The 18,368-nt window shown below is 72.9% G+C and carries 17 protein-coding genes; 7 read left to right on the plus strand and 10 right to left on the minus strand.

The features are described 5' to 3' along the window. Window positions 1-72: 72 nt before the first annotated feature. The 4 genes from HCC61_RS17700 to HCC61_RS17715 all read right to left on the minus strand — a co-directional run bounded on the left by HCC61_RS17700 (window position 73) and on the right by HCC61_RS17715 (window position 5,900). Window positions 73-1,665, minus strand: a complete 1,593-nt coding sequence (locus tag HCC61_RS17700) for a leucyl aminopeptidase (RefSeq protein ID WP_169136466.1) — start codon at window positions 1,663-1,665, stop codon at window positions 73-75. Between the two features lie 254 nt (window positions 1,666-1,919). After that, window positions 1,920-2,690 carry an adenosylcobinamide-GDP ribazoletransferase gene (locus HCC61_RS17705; protein ID WP_346777278.1) on the minus strand — a complete coding sequence of 257 codons (771 nt, stop codon included), beginning with the start codon at window positions 2,688-2,690 and terminating at the stop codon, window positions 1,920-1,922. 592 nt (window positions 2,691-3,282) lie between these two features. Beyond that, window positions 3,283-4,425: a nicotinate-nucleotide--dimethylbenzimidazole phosphoribosyltransferase gene (locus tag HCC61_RS17710; RefSeq protein ID WP_169136468.1), complete on the minus strand. Its 1,143-nt coding sequence runs from the start codon at window positions 4,423-4,425 to the stop codon at window positions 3,283-3,285. 107 nt (window positions 4,426-4,532) lie between these two features. Next, a complete protein-coding gene (locus HCC61_RS17715) occupies window positions 4,533-5,900 on the minus strand; it encodes a bifunctional adenosylcobinamide kinase/adenosylcobinamide-phosphate guanylyltransferase (RefSeq protein ID WP_346777256.1) in 1,368 nt (455 codons plus the stop codon). A 93-nt stretch (window positions 5,901-5,993) separates the two neighbouring features. On the opposite strand from HCC61_RS17715, the gene HCC61_RS17720 reads away from it, so the two are divergent. Further along, entirely contained in the window at window positions 5,994-6,221 is a 228-nt protein-coding gene (locus HCC61_RS17720; RefSeq protein ID WP_169136469.1) for a hypothetical protein, read from the plus strand. 69 nt (window positions 6,222-6,290) lie between these two features. Here the strand turns inward: HCC61_RS17720 and HCC61_RS17725 are convergent, their stop codons facing one another. Then, window positions 6,291-7,016: a methyltransferase domain-containing protein gene (locus tag HCC61_RS17725; RefSeq protein WP_346777257.1), complete on the minus strand. Its 726-nt coding sequence runs from the start codon at window positions 7,014-7,016 to the stop codon at window positions 6,291-6,293. A gap of 124 nt (window positions 7,017-7,140) precedes the next feature. Next, window positions 7,141-7,740: a DUF3043 domain-containing protein gene (locus HCC61_RS17730; RefSeq protein ID WP_169136470.1), complete on the minus strand. Its 600-nt coding sequence runs from the start codon at window positions 7,738-7,740 to the stop codon at window positions 7,141-7,143. 302 nt (window positions 7,741-8,042) lie between these two features. Between HCC61_RS17730 and HCC61_RS17735 the strand changes: the two genes are divergently transcribed. The 4 genes from HCC61_RS17735 (at window position 8,043) to HCC61_RS17750 (ending at window position 12,089) form a co-directional block, all read left to right on the plus strand. Beyond that, entirely contained in the window at window positions 8,043-8,933 is an 891-nt protein-coding gene (locus HCC61_RS17735) for a PspA/IM30 family protein (RefSeq protein ID WP_169136471.1), read from the plus strand. A 166-nt stretch (window positions 8,934-9,099) separates the two neighbouring features. Further along, window positions 9,100-9,378 (plus strand): hypothetical protein, encoded by a 279-nt coding sequence (locus HCC61_RS17740; protein ID WP_169136472.1) that lies wholly within the window; start codon window positions 9,100-9,102, stop codon window positions 9,376-9,378. A 198-nt stretch (window positions 9,379-9,576) separates the two neighbouring features. Next, window positions 9,577-11,379: a histidine kinase gene (locus tag HCC61_RS17745; protein ID WP_346777258.1), complete on the plus strand. Its 1,803-nt coding sequence runs from the start codon at window positions 9,577-9,579 to the stop codon at window positions 11,377-11,379. Then, a complete protein-coding gene (locus tag HCC61_RS17750) occupies window positions 11,376-12,089 on the plus strand; it encodes a response regulator transcription factor (protein ID WP_169136473.1) in 714 nt (237 codons plus the stop codon). Before HCC61_RS17745 ends, HCC61_RS17750 begins: the two co-directional genes overlap by 4 nt. An 85-nt stretch (window positions 12,090-12,174) precedes the next feature. Here HCC61_RS17750 and HCC61_RS17755 read toward each other — a convergent pair whose 3' ends face one another. Both HCC61_RS17755 and nadA read right to left on the minus strand, forming a co-directional pair. After that, window positions 12,175-13,092 (minus strand): GNAT family N-acetyltransferase, encoded by a 918-nt coding sequence (locus HCC61_RS17755; RefSeq protein WP_169136474.1) that lies wholly within the window; start codon window positions 13,090-13,092, stop codon window positions 12,175-12,177. A 10-nt stretch (window positions 13,093-13,102) separates the two neighbouring features. Further along, a complete protein-coding gene (gene nadA, locus HCC61_RS17760; RefSeq protein WP_346777259.1) occupies window positions 13,103-14,299 on the minus strand; it encodes a quinolinate synthase NadA in 1,197 nt (398 codons plus the stop codon). 251 nt (window positions 14,300-14,550) lie between these two features. On the opposite strand from nadA, the gene HCC61_RS17765 reads away from it, so the two are divergent. Further along, complete coding sequence (locus tag HCC61_RS17765) at window positions 14,551-14,904, plus strand: iron-sulfur cluster assembly accessory protein (protein WP_169136476.1); 354 nt, start codon at window positions 14,551-14,553, stop codon at window positions 14,902-14,904. 223 nt (window positions 14,905-15,127) lie between these two features. Here HCC61_RS17765 and HCC61_RS17770 read toward each other — a convergent pair whose 3' ends face one another. Beyond that, entirely contained in the window at window positions 15,128-16,858 is a 1,731-nt protein-coding gene (locus HCC61_RS17770; protein ID WP_169136477.1) for a hypothetical protein, read from the minus strand. Window positions 16,859-17,026: 168 nt separating this feature from the next. Next, window positions 17,027-17,248, minus strand: coding sequence for a hypothetical protein (locus HCC61_RS17775; RefSeq protein ID WP_169136478.1), 222 nt, complete (start codon window positions 17,246-17,248; stop codon window positions 17,027-17,029). 138 nt (window positions 17,249-17,386) lie between these two features. Here HCC61_RS17775 and HCC61_RS17780 point away from each other — a divergent pair, with 138 nt between their 5' ends. Continuing rightward, window positions 17,387-18,361 carry a carbohydrate kinase family protein gene (locus HCC61_RS17780; RefSeq protein ID WP_169136479.1) on the plus strand — a complete coding sequence of 325 codons (975 nt, stop codon included), beginning with the start codon at window positions 17,387-17,389 and terminating at the stop codon, window positions 18,359-18,361. Window positions 18,362-18,368 lie beyond the last annotated feature (7 nt).

Consider the following 18,368-nt stretch of genomic DNA (forward strand, 5'->3'; position numbering starts at 1 on the left):
CGGCTCAGGAATGCGGATCGGTCAGGGAAGCGGGCGGATCAGGAACGCTGAGTGCTCAGGAACGCTGAGTGCTCAGGGAAGCTCGCCCGCCGCCGCGCGCTCCGCGAGACGCACCAGGGTGCGCACCCCGGAGCCGGTGCCGCCCTTGGGGGTGTAGCCGAAGGGACCCGACTCGTTGAACGCCGGTCCCGCGATGTCGAGATGCGCCCAGAGAACGTCATCGTCGACGAACTCCTTGAGGAACAGGCCCGCCACGAGCCCGCCGCCCGGCCGCTCGCCGATGTTGGAGATGTCGGCGACGGGCGAATCCATGCCCTTGCGCAGATGCGTCGGCATGGGCATCGGCCAGGACGCCTCGCCCGCCTCCTCGGCCAGTTCGTGCACGGTCGTACGGAAGTCGTCGTCGTTGCTGAGGACTCCGAAGGTGCGGTTCCCGAGCGCCAGCACCATCGCGCCGGTGAGGGTGGCCACGTCGACGATCGCGTCGGGGGACTCCTCGCCCGCGCGGGTCAGGGCGTCCGCGAGCACCAGCCGCCCCTCGGCGTCGGTGTTGAGGACCTCGACGGTCTTGCCGCTGTACATGCTGAGCACGTCACCCGGACGTGTGGCCTTCCCGGAGGGCATGTTCTCCGCGAGGGCCAGCCAGCCCGTCACGTTGACCCGCAGACCGAGACGGCCGGCCGAGACGACCGCGGCCAGCACGGCGGCGGCACCGCTCATGTCGCACTTCATCGTCTCGTTGTGGCCCACGGGCTTCAGCGAGATGCCGCCCGAGTCGTACGTGATGCCCTTGCCGACGAGCGCGACGGTCTTCTTCGCCTTGGGGTGAGTGTGCGCGATCCGCACCAGCCGGGGCGGGTTCTCCGAGCCCTGGCCGACGCCGAGGATGCCGCCGTAGCCGCCCTTGGCGAGCGCAGCCTCGTCCAAGACCTCGATGTCCAGGCTGTGCTGCTTCGCGGCGTCGCGCGCGCGGTCGGCGAAGACGGCCGGAGTCAGGTCGTTGGAAGGGGTGTTGATCAGGTCGCGGGCGCGTGCGACCTCGGCGGCGAGGACCTCGGCACGGTCCGCCGCGGCCTTGTGCTCCTTGTCCCGCGGCTTCGCGCCGACGACCGTGACCTCGGCGAGCGGCGCCCGCGAGCCGTCCTTCGCCTTGGACTTGTCCGCGTCCTTGCCGCCGCGCTTAGCGGTCTTCCTGCCGCCGCCGGTGCCGACGCCGTCCTCCTCGGAACTGCGGTACGAGGTGAAGGAGTACGCGCCGAGCAGCGCCCCCTCCGTCACGGCCGCCACCGCCGTCGCGTCGTCGACCGGCAGCGCGAACGCGGCCTTCTTCGTGCCGGCCAGCGCGCGGGCGGCGGTGCCCGCGGCGCGGCGCAGCGTCTCCGTGTCGTAGGACTCGTGCTTCCCGGGTGCCTCGCCCAGGCCCACGACCAGCACCACCGGCGCCTTGATCCCGGCGGACGGCGCCGGGATCTTCGTGGTCTCGCCCTCGCTGCCGCCCGCGCCGAGCGCGTCAAGGGTCGCGGCCAGCTTCCCGCCGTACGCCTTGTCCACGGCTTCGCCGCCGGGAGCGACCACGGGGCCCTTGGCGCCCTTGGCGACGCCGATCACGACGACGTCCGCGCGCTGGGCCGTGGCGGACGAGGTGCTGAGAGTCAGAGCAGACACGGTGAGAGGGACCTTCTTCCTATTCGGACACCGGAACGCGGACCGCCGGATTCGGGTGAGCGGCTTCCGGCACATCGGGCATCGTATGCCCGCGCAGAACGTGGTATGCGGAGACCATACGCTCACCGCCGCCCCCCAACGCCGGGCCGGGGCACGGGCGATGACGCGGCGGGACGGCGCGCGACGGGGTGCCGCGGGGCGTGGACGCGGCGGGGGAGCGGCCCGCGCGGAGGGGTCCCGTAGCGGACTTGGCCTCAGCCGAAGGCCAGCACCACCAGGGCCGCGGTCGCCGCGCACTCCGCGAGCGCGCCGAAGACGTCACCGGTGACGCCGCCGAAGCGGCGGCGGCAGTGCTGCGACAGCAGTTCGGCGGCGGCGAGTCCGAGCACCACGGCGAAGAGGTACGAGACGGCGCCGAAGACCGGGTTCCACCAGTTGACGAGCGCCCCGGCGAGCGCGCTCACCACGGCGACACCGGCGGCGACGATCGCCGCCGTACGTACGGGAACCGTGCCCGCGACCAGGGCGCCCAGCCCCTCGGTGCGGGCGGCCGCGACGTCCGAGCGCGCCGCGAGCGTGATCGCCGTACGCGCGGTGACGGCGGCGACGACGACGGCGAGCGCGCCGTGCGGCCAACCCCCTTCGCTGTACAGCTCGTTGACGACGGCGACCTGCGCCAGGAGCGTCAGTACGAGCGTGAGCACGCCGAACGGGCCGATGTCCGACCGCTTCATGATCCGCAGGGCCTCGCCGGCCGGCTTGGCGCTGCCCAGACCGTCGGCGACGTCGGCGAGACCGTCCAGGTGCAGCGCCCGCGTCAGCACGGCGGGCACGGCCACCGAGACGACCGCGGCGAGCAGCGCGGACGTGCCGAGCAGCAGCGCCAGCAGGCCCGCGGCGGCGGCCGCCAGCCCGACGAGCAGGCCCGCCAGGGGGGCCCACTCCATGCCGCGGCGGGCGGACTCGCGGTCCCAGCGCGGGACGTCGACGGGGAGGACGGTGAGCGTGCCGAGCGCGAACCGGATGCCGTCCTCGGCCGAAGAGCCGTTGGACCCGGGGGAGTTGGGGGTTTTCGAAGACTTCGAGGACTTCGAGGACTTCGAGGACTCGGAGGACTCGGAGGACTTGGCAGACTCGGAGGACTCGGCCGTGTCGGCGGGCTCGGCGGTGCCGGACGGCTCGCCGGATTCGTCGGTGTCGGCCTTGGCGGACGGGCCGGACGTGGATGCTCCGAACTCCTTGGGCCCGGGCTCCTCGCCCGAGCCACTGGAGTCGCCCAACTCGCCCGACCCACGCGGACCGCGCGACCCGCGCGGCGCCGCGTCCCGCGTGCCCTCGGTCTCGCGGTGCGAACGCGCCGGCCCCGCGGCCCGGCCGGACTCGTCGGGGCCGTCGGGCTGTCGGGGCCCTTCCGGTGGAGTGGAGTTCATCGGGGCGCAGGCTAGCGCTTCACGCTCCGCACCGGCACCGGCCGTGCGCCGCCCGCTGCGAACTGCCTGGCCGCGCGGTGAAAGCGAGGCACGGAAACAGCGAGGCACGGAAACACGGAAACGGGCGGACCGGCGGTGGCGGCGATCCCGCCCCGGGCACCGGCACCCGCACCCGCATGGCCGGGTATCAAGTCGCGTCAAGCGCGGGCGAGTTGGCCGCCCCGTCCTCGCCGCCGGAACCGTCCTCGTCCTCGCCGCTCTCGCCGTCCGCCGCCTCGTCCTCCCGTACGGGCAGCTCCGCCGCGAGCTCCGCCGCCGCCTGCACCAGCGGCAGGGCGAGCAGTGCTCCCGTACCGCCGCCGACCTCGACGCGCTGCTCCAGCAGCGGGTCGAGCGACATGCGGTCGAGCGCCTTGGCCTGCGCGGGCTCGCTGCCCGCGTGCCCGGCCACCCACCAGTCGGGCGCACGGAAGGCGACCCGCTGCGCGACGAGCGCGCACGCCGCCGAGACGACGCCGTCGAGGATCACGGGCGTACGCCGCACCGCGGACTGGAGCAGGAACCCGGTCGCCGCCGTGAGGTCCGCGCCCCCCACCGCCGCCAGCAGCTCCAGCTGATCGCCCAGCGCGGCACGGGCGCGGCGCAGCCCGTCCCTGATCGCCGCGCACTTGCGCATCCACGTCAGGTCGTCGATCTCGCCGCCGCCCCTGCCGGTGACCACCGAGGCGTCGGTGCCGCACAGCGCGGCGATCAGCGTGCCCGCCGCGGTGGTGCCGCCGACGGACAGATCGCCCAGTACGACGAGGTCGGTGCCTGCGTCGGCCTCCTCGTCCGCGACGGCCATGCCCGCGCGGAACGCCGCTTCCGCCTCCTCCGCCGTCAGCGAGTCCTCCCTGTCGAGGCGGCCCGAGGAGCGCCGCACGCGGTGCCGCGTCAACTCGTCCGGGAACTCCGACGGATCGCAGTCGAGCCCCATGTCCACGACCCTGACCGGGACTTGGAGACGGCGCGCGAGGATCGCCGCAGGTGTGGTGCCCTCCAGCGTCTCCCGTACGAGCGTGTGCGCGGTGCCCGCCGGGCGGGCGGAGACCTCCAGCGAGGCCACCCCGTGGTCGCCCGCGAAGACGACGAGCCGGGGCTGCCGTACCGGTGCGACGGGCAGCCGCCCCTGAGCCGCCGTCAGCCACTCGCCCAACTCGTCGAGCCTGCCCAGCGCTTCCGGCGGCAGGCCGGTCCGCGCCCTCCGCTCCTCGGCGTCCCGGCGCAGACCGCCGTGCGGGCGCTCGATGAGGTCGGAGAAGTCGTCCAGGTCCAGGGTGCGGTCAGTCATGTTGGCGAAGCGTACGGGACGAGTACGCGGCATACGGCGGGCCCTGCTGCGAGGTCCCGCGCGCTGCGGCGCCCTACGGCTCCGGCCGCCGCGACGGACGCTCCGCGTCACCCCCGCAGCGGCTGCGCGACACCGGCCGTGACCAGCAGCACGTGCTCGCACTCGGCCGCGAACTCCGCGTTCAGACGGCCCAGTTCGTCGCGGAAGCGGCGGCCCGACGCGGTCTCCGGGACGATGCCCGAGCCGACCTCGTTGCTCACCGCCACCACGGTGCGCCGGGTACGGCGCAGCGCGTCCACCAGCGCCGAGACCCGCTCCCGCAGCATCCGCGCGCCGACCGAGGCCCATCGTGAGCCGTCCCAGGCCCCGACGGAGTCCATCGCGTCCGTCAGCCACAGCGCGAGGCAGTCGATGAGCAGCGGCGGGCCCGGCGCCTCCAGCAGCGGGACCAGGTCGCAGGTCTCTTCCGTACGCCACGACGCCGGGCGCCGCTCCTTGTGCGCGCCGACGCGCGCCGCCCACTCCGGGTCGCCCTCGCGGCTTCCGCTCGTGGCCACGTAGACGACGCCCGGGAAGGTCGCCAGCCGCTGCTCCGCCTCCGCCGACTTGCCGGAACGCGCTCCGCCGAGCACGAGAGTGCGCCGGGGGATCTCCGGGACGTCCGGATAGTCGCCGACGGCGAGGGTCGTACCGTCGGGCTCCGTGTGCGCTCCCGCCGCGGCGAGCCGCCGGTGCAGCTCGGGGCCGGGCGGCACGTCGTGGTCGATGTGTACGGCGACGACGTCGGTCGCGGGGCCGACCGCTCCGGCGGCACGGAGGCGGGCGAGCGCCTCGGGGCGGCCGAGCACGTCGAGGAGCACCATGTCGTACGGCCCGTTCGCCCCGTAGTCGCCGGAGACCGGCCCGGACACGGAACCGGATCCCGCACCGGATACGGAACCAGAACCGGGCCCCGCACCGGATCCGGTCCCGGATACGGATCCCGGACCGGATCCAGGACCGGATCCCGGCCCGGAGCCGGAAGCGGAGGGCGTATCCCGCACCTCTTCCAGGCCCGCGGGCGCGGCCCCGGGCGGCAGGTAGAGAAGCCGCTCGCCGCCCGGCCCGGTCACTTGATAGCCGGTGCCCGGTGAGTCGAGGGCGACGGCGCGTATGCGGTGACCGCTGATCAGCGCGAGATCCTGCCGCTCGGAGACCCGGAGCGGTGCCGGCAGCCCCGCTGGAAGCTCCATGGCGGGCCCGTCGTGCGGGTGCGAGAGCAGCACCTGCCGTACGCCGTGCAGCGAACGCCCCGCGCGGGCGGCGGCGAACGCGGGACCGGGAGTGAGATCCAGCAGCACGGTGCTGTCGACGAGGACGGCGGTGGCGGCGCGCGCGTTCGTACGGCCCGTGACACAGGCGGCGCACACGGCACAGGGGCAGTCGGGACGGGGGAGTCCGGTGGGGGCGCCTGTGCCGAGGAGTGTGAGTTCCACACCCCGATCGTCTCGTGAGCGGTCGGCGCCCGCCCACTCAGGATCACCCGGGATTAGTCTGCGGGCAGCAACTGTCGATCTCTGGAGGCATACATGGCGTGGACGTGGCGGTTCGAGAAGGCCGACGGCTCGGAGACCGAACCTGCCGTGGCGCCCGAGGAGTTCCCCACGCAGGGCGACGCCGAGTCCTGGATCGGCGAGGTCTGGAAGGAGCTGCTGGACGGCGGCACCGACCAGGTGACGCTGCTGGACGACGGCAGCAAGGTGTACGGGCCGATGAGCCTGCACGCACCCGAGAGCTATGAGGGGGAGAACGTCTAGGCGGCGCCCGGGTCCCGCGGGGTCGCGCGGGCGGGGAGGTCCGGTCCGCGCCCCCGCAGCGGCGGACCGTCAGGCCCGTACGCCGCAGACGTGCAGCATCGCCCCCACCGACCGGTACGGCTCCTCCCGCCCCGCCCGCTCCTCCGCGGCGAGCATCCGCTCCGCCTTCTCCTCCTCCGCGGGGAGATCCTCGCCGCCGAATATCCCGACCCCGTACCACTGCCGCAGCGGTGTGCCGATGCCCGCGAAGCTCCTGGTCAGCGTCTCCAGCCGCAGCGAGCCGCCCGCGCTTCCCGTGCGTACGGAGAAGTCCAGCGCGGCCATGGCGGCGTCCCAGTCGCCGCTGCGGCCGGGGTGCATCGCCAGTGCCGCGTCGTTCCGTATCAGCAGTGAGAGCAGCCCGCCGCGGTCCAGTACGCGGGCGAGACCCGGCAGTACGGTGCCGGGGTCGCGGGCCCGGGTGAGCCCGCTGTGGCAGAGCACGACGTCGAAGGTGCCGGGCAGGAAGTGGGCGCCCGTGTCCTCGCTGCCGCCGGAGACGACATGTATGCGTCCGCGTATCTCCTCGGGTTCCTCTGCGAGGTCCTTCTCGAAGAGCGCGCGCAGGTCGGGATCGGAGTGCAGCCCGGTGACGCGGTGGCCCGCGCGTGCCAGCCGCAGGGCCTGCACGCCGCGCCCGAGCCCCGCGTCGAGCACGCGGAGCCGCCGCCCCTCCTCGAAGCAGGCCGATGTCTGTTCGTCGAGCTGACGGGCGAGCAGCCGCTGCCCGAGCCGCCCGGGGTCACTCAGGTCCACGGGCGGATCCACGGCGAATCCACGGAATGTGCGGGCAGTCCCGGCCCGGCCGGTCCGGGCACGGTCGCACGGCCCGGAGTCCGGGCCGGCTGCGAGCTTCCCGCGGACCCCGCCCCCGGCCCGTTCAGGGCCTCTCGCCGCGCGCGACCTGCGGCTTGGGCAGGCGCATCCTGCGCAGCTGGAGCGTACGCATCAGTCCGTAGGCGAGAGCGCCTCGCCTGTTCTCGTCGGGGAAGCGCGACTGGAGGTCCCTGCGGAGCCGGAAGCCCAGGCCGATGGAGTCCAGCACGATCATCACGATCACGAGGAGCCAGAGCAGCAGCGAGATGTTCTTCAGCTGGACCGACGGCATCATGCTCAGCACCAGGATGATCACCGCCGCGGGCAGGAAGAACTCCGCGACGGACCAGCGCGAGTCGACGTAGTCGCGGGTGAAGCGCCGCACGGGGCCCTTGTCGCGCGCGGGCAGATAACGCTCGTCCCCACTGGCCAGCGCCTGACGCTGCCGCGCCATGTCGCTGCGGCGCGCCTCGCGCTGCCGCTTGGCGGCCTCCTTGCGGTTGGCCGGCGCCTTGGCGAGCGTGCGGCGCTGCGACTGCGCCTCGCTGCGCTTGGGCGTGGGCCTGCCCTTCGGGGCCTGCGGATCACGGGTCTGCTGGGGCTCGGCGGCGGTCACCTTGTCGGCGGGAGCGGCCTGCCCGTCCTTCGAACGGCTTCGGAACACGGCTCAAGCCTACGGTGCCGCGCGGGACTCTCCCCAGGCCCGGCTGGGAACGATCTCGCAACGCCGCGGGGGGCGGTGCGGGGCCGCTTCGGGGCCCGTTCCCGTTCGGATTCCATACGGTCCCGGCCGCCCGGGTCCCGTGGACTCCACCGGTGTCGTGCCTGGTCCGGCGCCCGCAGGAGGGCCCGTGCCGCCGCCCGCACCGGCGGTTCCCGGCCGGTCCCCGCGTACTCCCTGCGCCGGAGGCCACGGAGCGCGATCGTCCTTCAGGAGGAGCGCATCCGCCGCCGAACAGTGCGGTAATGGAACCAGGGCCCGTAGTCTTGGGTCTTGTAGGTGTGCTGCTGAGGCTCAGTCCGTTACGAAGGGGGCGCGCGAGGCCCATGAGCGGTGTCATGAAGCGTATGGGGATGATCTTCCGCGCGAAGGCCAACAAGGCCCTGGACCGGGCCGAGGACCCGCGCGAGACGCTCGATTACTCGTACCAGAAGCAGCTGGAGCTGCTACAGAAGGTGCGCCGCGGAGTCGCCGACGTCGCGACGTCCCGCAAGCGCCTGGAGCTCCAGATGAGCCAGCTCCAGGGCCAGTCCTCCAAGCTGGAGGAGCAGGGCAAGAAGGCCCTCGCGCTCGGCCGCGAGGATCTCGCCCGCGAGGCCCTCTCCCGACGTGCCGCGCTCCAGCAGCAGGTCACCGACCTGGAGTCGCAGCACCAGACGCTCCAGGGCGAGGAGGAGAAGCTGACTCTCGCCTCGCAGCGGCTCCAGGCGAAGGTGGACGCCTTCCGTACGAAGAAGGAGACCATCAAGGCCACCTACACCGCCGCCCAGGCGCAGACCCGCATCGGCGAGGCCTTCTCCGGCATCTCGGAGGAGATGGGCGACGTCGGCATGGCGGTCCAGCGCGCGGAGGACAAGACCGCGGAGCTCCAGGCCCGCTCCGGGGCCATCGACGAGCTGCTCGCCTCCGGCGCGCTCGACGACGTGTCCGGCACCTCCAAGGACGACATCACCGCGGAGCTGGACCGGCTCTCCGGCGGTTCGGACGTGGAGCTGGAGCTTCAGCGGATGAAGGCCGAGCTGGCCGGCGGCTCGGACAGCGGCGGACGGCAGGCCATCGAGGGCGGCAACGGCACCGAGCAGGCCCAGGGCCAGGGCCAGCAGCAGTCCCAGGACACACCGAAGTTCGAGAAGTAGCGGTCCGCGGGCGGCGCGGGGGAGCGGCACGGGCGCCCGAGGCGGCCCGGTCCTCCCCGGCCACCGCTCCGGCGGCGCCCGTACCCCCACCCGGAGCGGCACGGGAACCGGCACCGGAACCGACACCGATCAGCAGCTGACGGCCCCGCGCCAGAAGGAGAGCGACATGATCGTACGGATCATGGGGGAAGGCCAGGTGAAGCTGGACGACAGCCACTTCGCCGAGCTGAACAAGCTGGACGACGAGCTGCTGTCCGAGATGGAGAGCGGAGACGAGGAAGGCTTCCGCCGCACCCTGACGGCTCTCCTCAACGCCGTACGGACGATGGGCAGTTCGCTTCCTGACGACGCCCTGGAGCCGTCGGAGCTGATCCTGCCCGCGCCCGACGCGTCACTCGAAGAGGTACGGGAGATGCTCACGGAAGACGGCCTCATCCCCGGGTGAGATCCGGGCCGCACCGGGGCCTCGCGGCCGGCGTCCGGTGCGGCGTCCCGCCTCCGCACACCTGCCGCGCACCTCCGGTCCCTCCCGCTCGTACGGCGCCGCTCGCCGTGCCCCTCCGGTTCCGCCCCCCCGGGCCCAGAGCCCCGGCCCCGAGCAGCCACAAGTCCGTTGAGCCCCCCGAGTCCTGAACCCTCCGACGTGCCCGACGAAGCAGACGCACCCCAGACGACGGCGAAGCCCGCAGCAGGCGCAGGCGCGGGCGCACTCGCCGATGTACGGCAGTGGATGCGCGCCCATCCCTACGCCGTCGACGCGCTGATCGCACTGGGCGTCTTCGTCGCGATCCTGGTCGGCGCCGCAGCCGAGTCCTCGCCCGCCCAGGAGATGAGCCCCAGCTTCGGCACCCGGGACGTCCCTCCCGAGACGGCCGTACTCGCTGCGCTGGCCTGCGCCGTGCTGGTGCTCCGCCGCCGCGCGCCGATGCCGGTGCTGTGCATCACCGGCCTCGTCACCGTCGTCGGCCTCGTCGTCGATCCCCGCGCCGGAGATCCCCCGGAGGGCCATCGCGCCCCCATCGTCATCGCCGCGATCATCGCGCTGTACACCGTCTCCAACCGCACCGACCGCGTCACCAGCGTCCGCGTCGGCATCCTGACGGTGGGGGTGCTGACCGCGGCGGGCATGCTGCTCGGCAGCCGCCCCTGGTACGCGCAGGACAACCTCGCCATCTTCGCCTGGACGGGGCTGGCCGCCGCCGCGGGCGAGGCCGTACGCAACCGGCGCGCCTTCGTCGACGCCATGCGCGAGCGGGCCGAACGGGCGGAGCGCACCCGCGAGGAGGAGGCCCGGCGCCGCGTCGCCGAGGAGCGCATGCGCATCGCCCGGGAACTGCACGACGTGGTCGCCCACCACATCGCGCTCGTCAACGTCCAGGCCGGCGTCGCCTCGCACGTCATGGACCAGCGTCCCGACCAGGCCAAGGAGGCGCTGGCACACGTACGGGAAGCGAGCAGGCACGCGCTAAACGAACTCCAGGCCACCGTGGGCCTGTTGCGCCAGTCCGGAGAGAGCGTCGCGCCCACGGAGCCCGCTCCCGGGCTCGGGGTGCTGGACGAGCTGGTGGAGGGGTTCACCAGGGCGGGGCTCTCGGTCTCGGTGGAAGTGACCTCGGAGATCTCCGAGGAGGTCTCCGGCAAGCTCTCCGAGGAGACCTGCGGCGGGACCTCCGGCGGGAGTTCCGGCGGGACGTCTGACGGGACCTTCGGCGCCTCACGGGCCGGGGGCGGCGGGCCCGGCGGGCCCGGCGGGGAGCGGCCGGAGCGGCGGCTGCCGTCCGCCGTGGACCTCACCGCCTACCGCGTCGTCCAGGAGGCCCTGACGAACGTGCAGAAGCACGTCGGTACGGGCGCACGCGCCGAGGTGCGTATCGTCACGCGGCCGTACGCCCTGGAGATCACGGTGACCGACGACGGCGGGGGCGCCGGGGACGGCCCCGCGGCGGCCGACGGGACGGCGGCGACGCCCCGGAGCCCGGAGAGCGCGGAGACGGCGGAGGGCGCGGAGCGTGCGGGCCCGCGCGGCCCGGCCCAGCGGGCCGCCCGATCCGATGCCCCGACCGCCCCGACTACCCCGCCCGCCGGAGCCACGGGCTCCGCCCGTGGGCCCTCCGCGCCCACGGAACCCGCCGCTCCTCTCACCGCTCACACCGCCCGTACCTCCGCGGCGGCCGAACAGGGCGGCGGGCACGGGCTGATGGGAATGCGCGAGCGTGCCGCCGCGCTGCACGGCGAGTGCGAGACGGGGCCGCTTCCGGGCGGCGGCTTCCGCGTACACGTACGGCTGCCGCTGGAACTACGCCCCGAGGAGACCGGCCCGCCGGGACCCCGGGCTCCGGAGGCCGGTCGGCAGAGGGCAGCGGAGGAGGCCCGCGAGACCGGAGAGGCCGGGGAGACAGAGCAAGCCGGAGAGGCCGAGCAAGCCGGGGAGGGCGCGTCCGCATGACCATCCGCGTGGTGCTCGCCGACGACCAGGCCCTGCTGCGCAGCGCCTTCAGGGTCCTGGTGGACTCCGAGCCGGACATGGAGGTCGTCGCCGAGGCCTCCGACGGCGCCGGAGCCGTGGACGCCGTACGCGAACAGGGCGCCGACGTCGTGCTGATGGACATCCGCATGCCCGGCACCGACGGGCTCGCCGCCACGCGCGCCATCAGCGCCGACCCGTCCCTGTCGGAGGTCAGGGTCGTCATCCTGACCACGTTCGAGGTGGACGACTATGTGGCGCAGGCCCTGCGCGCCGGGGCCTCCGGCTTCATCGGCAAGGGCGCGGAGCCCGAGGAGCTGCTGACCGCGATCCGTACGGCCGCCAAGGGCGATCCGCCGCTGTCGCCCGCCGCCACCAAGGGCCTGATCGCGTCCTTCCTGGCGCAGGACGGCCCACGGCCGGCGCCGGACTCGGCGGACGAGGAGGCTCCGCGGGACGGGGGCTCCGTGCCCCCGCGCCCCGTCGACGTCCTCACCAGTCGCGAGCGCGAGGTCCTGACCCTGATCGGCGGCGGCCTCAGCAACGACGAGATCGCCGAGCGGCTGGCGGTCAGCCCGCTCACCGTGAAGACGCACGTCAACCGCACCATGTCGAAGCTGGGCGCGCGGGACCGCGCCCAACTGGTAGTCGCCGCCTACGAGAACGGGCTCGTACGCCCCGGCTCCGGCTGAGACTTGCGCTCCTCCCCGGCCCCCGGATACCCCCGGGCCACCGCCTCCGGCGGCGTCCTCGCCCTCAGCGAAAGCCGCCCGCCCCTCAGAGAAACCCGCCCGAAGGGATGTAGGGCGTGGGCGGCCGCATCCCGCGGAGGCACACATAGCCGCCCGTGCTCACCTCCAGCCCGGCCGCCAGCCCCACGTCCACTGCCCACTGCTGCTCGGCCGTCACCCCGCGCACCGATGCGCGCGTGCCCTCGGGAAGGCTCAGCAGGGCGGCCGTCAGCAGGCGGCTGGCCAGCCGGCGGGAGGTGGCGGCGAGCAGTTCGACCCGGCCGCCTTCGCGGAGGTAGCAGTAGCCGCTGCCGGTGAACTCGTCGACGACGAACAGCCGGTGATGGCGCACCAGGAACTCGTGGTCCACACCGTGCGCGCCGCCGCGCAGCCGCCGGTCGACGCTGTCCATCATGTCCCGCTGGGCCGCGGACCCCACGACGACCGGTCCGTCGGGCGCCGCGAGCCGCCCCGGGTCCACCGTGCCGCTCAGCCGCATCGCCGGATGCAGGTCGAAGCCCGCCTTGCGGTACGCGCGCGCGGCCACCGGGTGCGGGGTGCAGGAGACCATGCCGCGCAGACAGGCCCTGCCGTACTGCACGGTGCGCTCCAGCAGCGCCGTGCCGACCCCCTTGCCCTGGGCCTCGGGCAGCACTGCCAGCAGCGCCAGCGCCCAGGTGCCCTCCCGTATCAGCGACTGCGCGGCACCGACGGGACGCCCGCCCGCGTCCGTGGCGATCCAGCCGCCGGACGGATCGGTACGCGCGAGATGCCGGACCCGCTCACGGCTGCGCGCGGGGGCCGGATCGTGGGGCACCGCGGGCGGGTTCGCGACGGTCGCGGCACCGGTCCCGGCGGCACCGGTCCCGGCACCGGAGGCGTCGGCGGCCGCGAAGGACGCCTCGGCCAGCCGCCGTACGGACTCGGCGTCCTCCTCGGTGTCCCGGACGGGTCGCAGCAGCATCGGCCGCAGATTACGGCAGGGCCAGCATCCGCTCCAGCGCGAGCTTCGCGAACTTCTCGGTCTCCGCGTCGACTTCGATCCTGTTGACGACCTTGCCGTCCACCAGCGACTCCAGCGCCCAGACCAGATGCGGCAGGTCGATGCGGTTCATCGTCGAGCAGAAGCAGACCGTACGGTCGAGGAAGACGACCTCCTTGTCCTCGTCCGCGAAGCGGTCGGCGAGCCGCCGCACCAGGTTGAGTTCGGTGCCGACGGCCCACTTCGAACCGGCCGGCGCGGCCTCGAGCGCCTTGATGATGTGCTCCGTCGAGCCGACGTGGTCGGCCGCGGCGACGACCTCGTGCTTGCACTCGGGGTGCACCAGCACGTTGACGCCCGGGATGCGCTCGCGCACGTCGCGCACCGACTCCAGCGAGAAGCGCCCGTGCACCGAGCAGTGGCCGCGCCAGAGGATCATCCTCGCGTCCCGCAGTTGCTGCGCGGTCAGCCCGCCGCCCGGCTTGTGCGGGTTGTAGACGACGCAGTCCTCCAGGGACATGCCCATCTCCCGCACGGCGGTGTTGCGCCCGAGGTGCTGGTCCGGCAGGAACAGCACCTTGCCGTCCTGCGGCCCGGCGCCGTCCGCCCGCTGCCCGAAGGCCCACTCCAGGGCCCGCCGTGCGTTGGACGACGTGCAGATGGTGCCGCCGTGCCTGCCGGTGAACGCCTTGATGTCGGCCGAGGAGTTCATGTACGAGACGGGCACCGTCACGTCCGCGACCCCCGCCTCGGTGAGCACGTCCCAGCACTCGGCGACCTGCTCGGCGGTGGCCATGTCGGCCATGGAGCAGCCCGCGGCCAGGTCGGGAAGGACGACCTTCTGCCGCTCGGAGGTGAGGATGTCGGCCGACTCGGCCATGAAGTGCACGCCGCAGAAGACGATGTACTCCGCCTCGGGCCTGGCCGCCGCGTCCCGCGCCAGCTTGAAGGAGTCCCCGGTGACGTCCGCGAAGTCGATGACCTCGTCACGCTGGTAGTGATGGCCCAGTACGAAGACGCGCTCCCCGAGCTTCGCCTTCGCCGCGCGCGCACGCTCGACCAGATCCGGGTCCGAGGGAGCGGGGAGGTCCCCGGGGCACTCGACGCCGCGCTCGCTCTTCGGGTCGGACTCGCGGCCGAGGAGCAGCAGCGCAAGCGGAGTCGGCTGTACGTCCAGTGGGGCGGTCACAGCACCCACCCTCCCTTTCTCCATCGCCGCAAGCGGCTTTTCGTCTAACTGACGCTATTAATCATAACCGCTTCACGTCAGTTAGACGATGGCGTTCGCGTCGATGTGACGCATTCCCGGCCGCTTGTGGCGTGTGCGAGCATGAGTGAGGAGAACGACGTAGAAAAGAACGTGTCCCCCTGGAATGAATCCGGGACGCCGCCGGTTGCAGTCGGCGGCAGAGCAGTCCGAACAACCCGGGAGAGAAGCAGATGTCCGTATCGGACGACACCGCTGTGAGCGAGGGCATCATCCTGTCCGACGCCGCCGCGGCGAAGGTCAAGAGCCTGCTCGAGCAGGAGGGCCGTGACGATCTGGCGCTTCGGGTCGCCGTCCAGCCCGGTGGCTGTTCCGGCCTTCGGTACCAGCTCTTCTTCGACGAGCGCTCGCTCGACGGCGACGTGATCAAGGACTTCGACGGTGTGAAGGTCGTCACCGACCGGATGAGCGCCCCGTACCTCGGCGGCGCCTCGATCGACTTCGTCGACACCATCGAGAAGCAGGGCTTCACGATCGACAATCCCAACGCGACGGGCTCCTGCGCCTGCGGCGACTCCTTCAACTGACGGGCCCGGCCGGCCGCGCTGCCGAGCGGAGACGCCTGAAACCGAAGAGGACGAAGGCGGCGGACTCCCCCCACCAGGGGTCCGCCGCCTTCGTCGTTCCGCCCCCGTGCTCCTCAGGTCTGCCGGTAAAGCTCTGCCGGTCGGTGCCGGACGGCTCCCGATGCGGGTGGTCCGGGGCGTCCGATTGTCGCTCTGGCGACATGTCTACCCAGTGTTCGCCGGTTCACTTGTGCGGAAGGGCATCTCCGTCCGCCGCGTCCACGACCTCGCGTCCGTCCAGCGCCCGGTCCAGCTTGACCTCGACAGTTCGCCGCTGGGCCATCTTCACGCACACCTTGCCCGGGTCCGTGTCCTTCGGCCGTACGGTCACCTCGACCCGTTTTCCGGACTCCTCGGCGCTCGCCTCGTAGCCGCCGCATACGCCGCCCCAGAAGGTGACCTTCAGGGTGCGGCCGTCCGTCTCGAAGGACTCGGCGGCCTGTGCGGGCGGCGCCCCGGCCTCCCCGGCCCGGCCGGAATCCGATCCGGAACCCGTGCCTGAGTCCGGTCCGGAACCCGGGGCCGATCCCGAATCCGATCCGGACCCCGGATCCGGGTCCGGGTCCGGTGCGGGGCCCGGTCGTGCGGGCCGCGCCGGCTTCAAGTACTCGGGTTCCACGGCCGGATGGGCCACGCTCACCCTGTGGTCGCCGCCGAGCCGCACCTCGTAGATCCACGACGGTACGAGCACGGGGGTGCCGTTGGTGTAGCGAGTCGCCAGCCCGAACTCCGCGCCGGTCACCTTCAGCGCCTTGCTGGGGGCGACCTTCCCCTTCGGGTCCGGGCTCTTCGAATGCGGCTGCGCCTCGCTGACGCCTGCCGTGCCCGGCGAGCCCTGCCTGTTGAGCTGCTTGAGGGTGTCCTCGGCCGACATCACGGGGTACGTGGCGCCGCGGCGCAGCTTCCCGAGATTGCCGTGTGCCCGTACGACCTTGCCGTCCTCGTCGACGGTGAAGGTGCTGTTCCAGTCCTTCGCGGGCATGCCGTCGATCTTCGGTGTCGCGGTCACCATGCGCAGCGAGCCCGTGGTCACTCCGGCGTCCAGCCGGGCGCCGTTGAGCTTCAGCGTCTTCAGCAGCGGCCGTACGGCGCTCTTCGCCTTCTTCTCCGAGACCGGGTCGCCCTTGCCGGAACCGGGCATGCCCGGGCACCGGTCCGGGGCCTGGCTGCCCGGGTCCTCCTCGGGCGGTACGAAGCCGGAGCTTGAGCCGGGGCCCGAGCCCGGCACCGTGGGCAGCGGCTTGCCGCAGCGCAGCACGGGCCGGTCGTCGCCGGAGTGGTACGTCCAATTCCCGGTCATGCGGCCGTCGTTCACGGTGAGCGCGGTACCGCCCGCCGTACCGCCCGGGGACTTCCCGCCCTCGTCCACGACCCAGCGGCCGTCCTTCTTCTCCGGCTTGCCCGCCACGTCGAGCGCCTCGGCGAGCGCGGCGACCGAGGCCCGCTCGACGTGGGCCGGGCTGCGATAGACGCTCGCGGTGCCGGGGCCGTCCGGCAGCTTGACGTCGGCCCGGAAGAGTCTGGGGTGCGGCTCGCCGGGTGCGATGCCGGGCCGTCCGCCGCCGTCCTTGCCGCTCTGCCCGGCGGCCACGAGCCCGTCCAGGGCCAGCTCGGGCGGTTCGGCCTCGCTGCCCGAACCTGCGGAGCCAGAGCCTCCGGCTCCGGCGGACCCCCGGTCGCCCGCGGCCGAGGCCCACCAGGCGCCCCCGCCGCCCGCCACCAGCACGGCAGCGGCCACCGCGAGGACGGACGCCCGGTGACGGCGGCGCCGCACGGGCCGCCGTCCGTCCGCGGATGTCCCGGAGCTCCCGGGCTCCTCGGAACGCGCTGATCCGCTGGGGGTGACCGGCTCGCCGGCACCCGCTGATTCGGTGGGGCTCTCTCCGCCGTGCCCGGGGGACGGTTCGGTGTCCACGGCAATGCTCCTTCGGATCCGCCCGACCGCGTCTCCTGCCGCCCCTGCCTGCGGTGGGACCGCGATGGACATCTCTGTGACGGAGCCGGAGCCCGCGAGGTTCCCGCCGGCGCCGAGTAGTTCGCCCGTGCCCCTGCCCGTACGCAGGTGCCCGTGTGGTCCGTACGGTCACCAGTCCCCGTACTCGGACATCCCCTCCAGCAGCCGGGCCGACGCGGCCGGAACCCGGACCCCGTGCAGCGCCTCGTACGACGCCGCCGGGCCCGCTGCGGGCACATCGCACCCCGTGACCCCCGTGACCGTCCAGTGCGGTGCCATGCGGGCGCAGTCGCCCAGCAACTGGTCCATGGACTCGGGTTCCGCGGCCGTGCACCGCGCTGTGTTCAGCATGAAGTCGACGCTACGCAGCAGGTGAGGCGCCTGGAAGGCCCTACTATCTGGTAGTTCCGTCCTGTTCGGTTGAGCCGGGGGAGCAGGTAGCGTGATGGTGCCATCCGACAGCGACCTCCGACAGGAGCAGTTTTCGCCGTGCGTATCGCAGTCACCGGCTCTATCGCGAATGACCACCTGATGACGTTCCCCGGCCGGTTCGCCGACCAGTTCGTCGCCGACCAGTTGCACACCGTCTCGCTCTCCTTCCTCGTCGACTCGCTCGAGATCAGGCGGGGCGGCGTGGGCGCCAACATCGCATTCGGAATGGGGCAGTTGGGGGCGAACCCGATCCTGGTCGGCGCCGCGGGCGAGGATTTCGAGGAGTACCGAGCCTGGCTCGACAGGCACGGGGTGGACACCGAGTCCGTCCACATCTCCGACGTGAGGCACACCGCCCGCTTCGTCTGCACCACCGACGAGGCACACAACCAGATCGGCTCCTTCTACACCGGAGCCATGAGCGAGGCCCGCCAGATCGAGCTCCAGAGCGTCGCGGAGCGAGTCGGCGACCTCGACCTCGTCTGCATCAGCGCCGACGACCCCGAGGCGATGACCCGCCACACCGAGGAGTGCCGCAAGCGCGGCATCCCCTTCGCCGCGGACTTCTCACAGCAGATCGCGCGCATGGAGGGCGAGGACATCCGCACCCTCATGGAGGGCGCGACGTACCTCTTCTCGAACGAGTACGAGAAGGAGCTCATCGAGACCAAGACCGGCTGGAGCGACAAGGAGATACTCGCCAAGGTCGGTACCCGCGTCGTCACGCTGGGCGCGAAGGGCGTCCGGATCGAGCGCGAGGGCCAGGAGCCCATCGTCGTCGGCGTCCCGAAGGAGGAGGCCAAGGCCGACCCCACCGGTGTGGGCGACGCGTTCCGCGCGGGCTTCCTCTCCGGCCTCGCCTGGGGCGTGAGCCTGGAGCGGGCCGCTCAGATCGGCTGCATGCTGGCCACCCTCGTCATCGAGACGGTGGGCACGCAGGAGTACGAGCTGCGGCGCGCCCACTTCATGGAGCGCTTCACCAAGCAGTACGGCGAGGAGGCGGCCGCGGAGGTCGCCGCGCATCTGAACTGACGCGCGT

This window comes from Streptomyces sp. HNM0575, from assembly GCF_012726265.1.
Classification (GTDB): domain Bacteria; phylum Actinomycetota; class Actinomycetes; order Streptomycetales; family Streptomycetaceae; genus Streptomyces.

What these genes read in the sequence shown, in the direction of transcription:
- HCC61_RS17710 (WP_169136468.1), bottom strand. Translation starts at nt 4,425, where the DNA reads ATGACTGACCGCACCCTGGACCTGGACGACTTCTCCGACCTCATCGAG.
- HCC61_RS17720 (WP_169136469.1), top strand. Translation starts at nt 5,994, where the DNA reads ATGGCGTGGACGTGGCGGTTCGAGAAGGCCGACGGCTCGGAGACCGAA.
- HCC61_RS17735 (WP_169136471.1), top strand. Translation starts at nt 8,043, where the DNA reads ATGGAACCAGGGCCCGTAGTCTTGGGTCTTGTAGGTGTGCTGCTGAGG.
- HCC61_RS17740 (WP_169136472.1), top strand. Translation starts at nt 9,100, where the DNA reads ATGATCGTACGGATCATGGGGGAAGGCCAGGTGAAGCTGGACGACAGC.
- HCC61_RS17750 (WP_169136473.1), top strand. Translation starts at nt 11,376, where the DNA reads ATGACCATCCGCGTGGTGCTCGCCGACGACCAGGCCCTGCTGCGCAGC.
- HCC61_RS17755 (WP_169136474.1), bottom strand. Translation starts at nt 13,092, where the DNA reads ATGCTGCTGCGACCCGTCCGGGACACCGAGGAGGACGCCGAGTCCGTA.
- HCC61_RS17765 (WP_169136476.1), top strand. Translation starts at nt 14,551, where the DNA reads ATGTCCGTATCGGACGACACCGCTGTGAGCGAGGGCATCATCCTGTCC.
- HCC61_RS17775 (WP_169136478.1), bottom strand. Translation starts at nt 17,248, where the DNA reads ATGCTGAACACAGCGCGGTGCACGGCCGCGGAACCCGAGTCCATGGAC.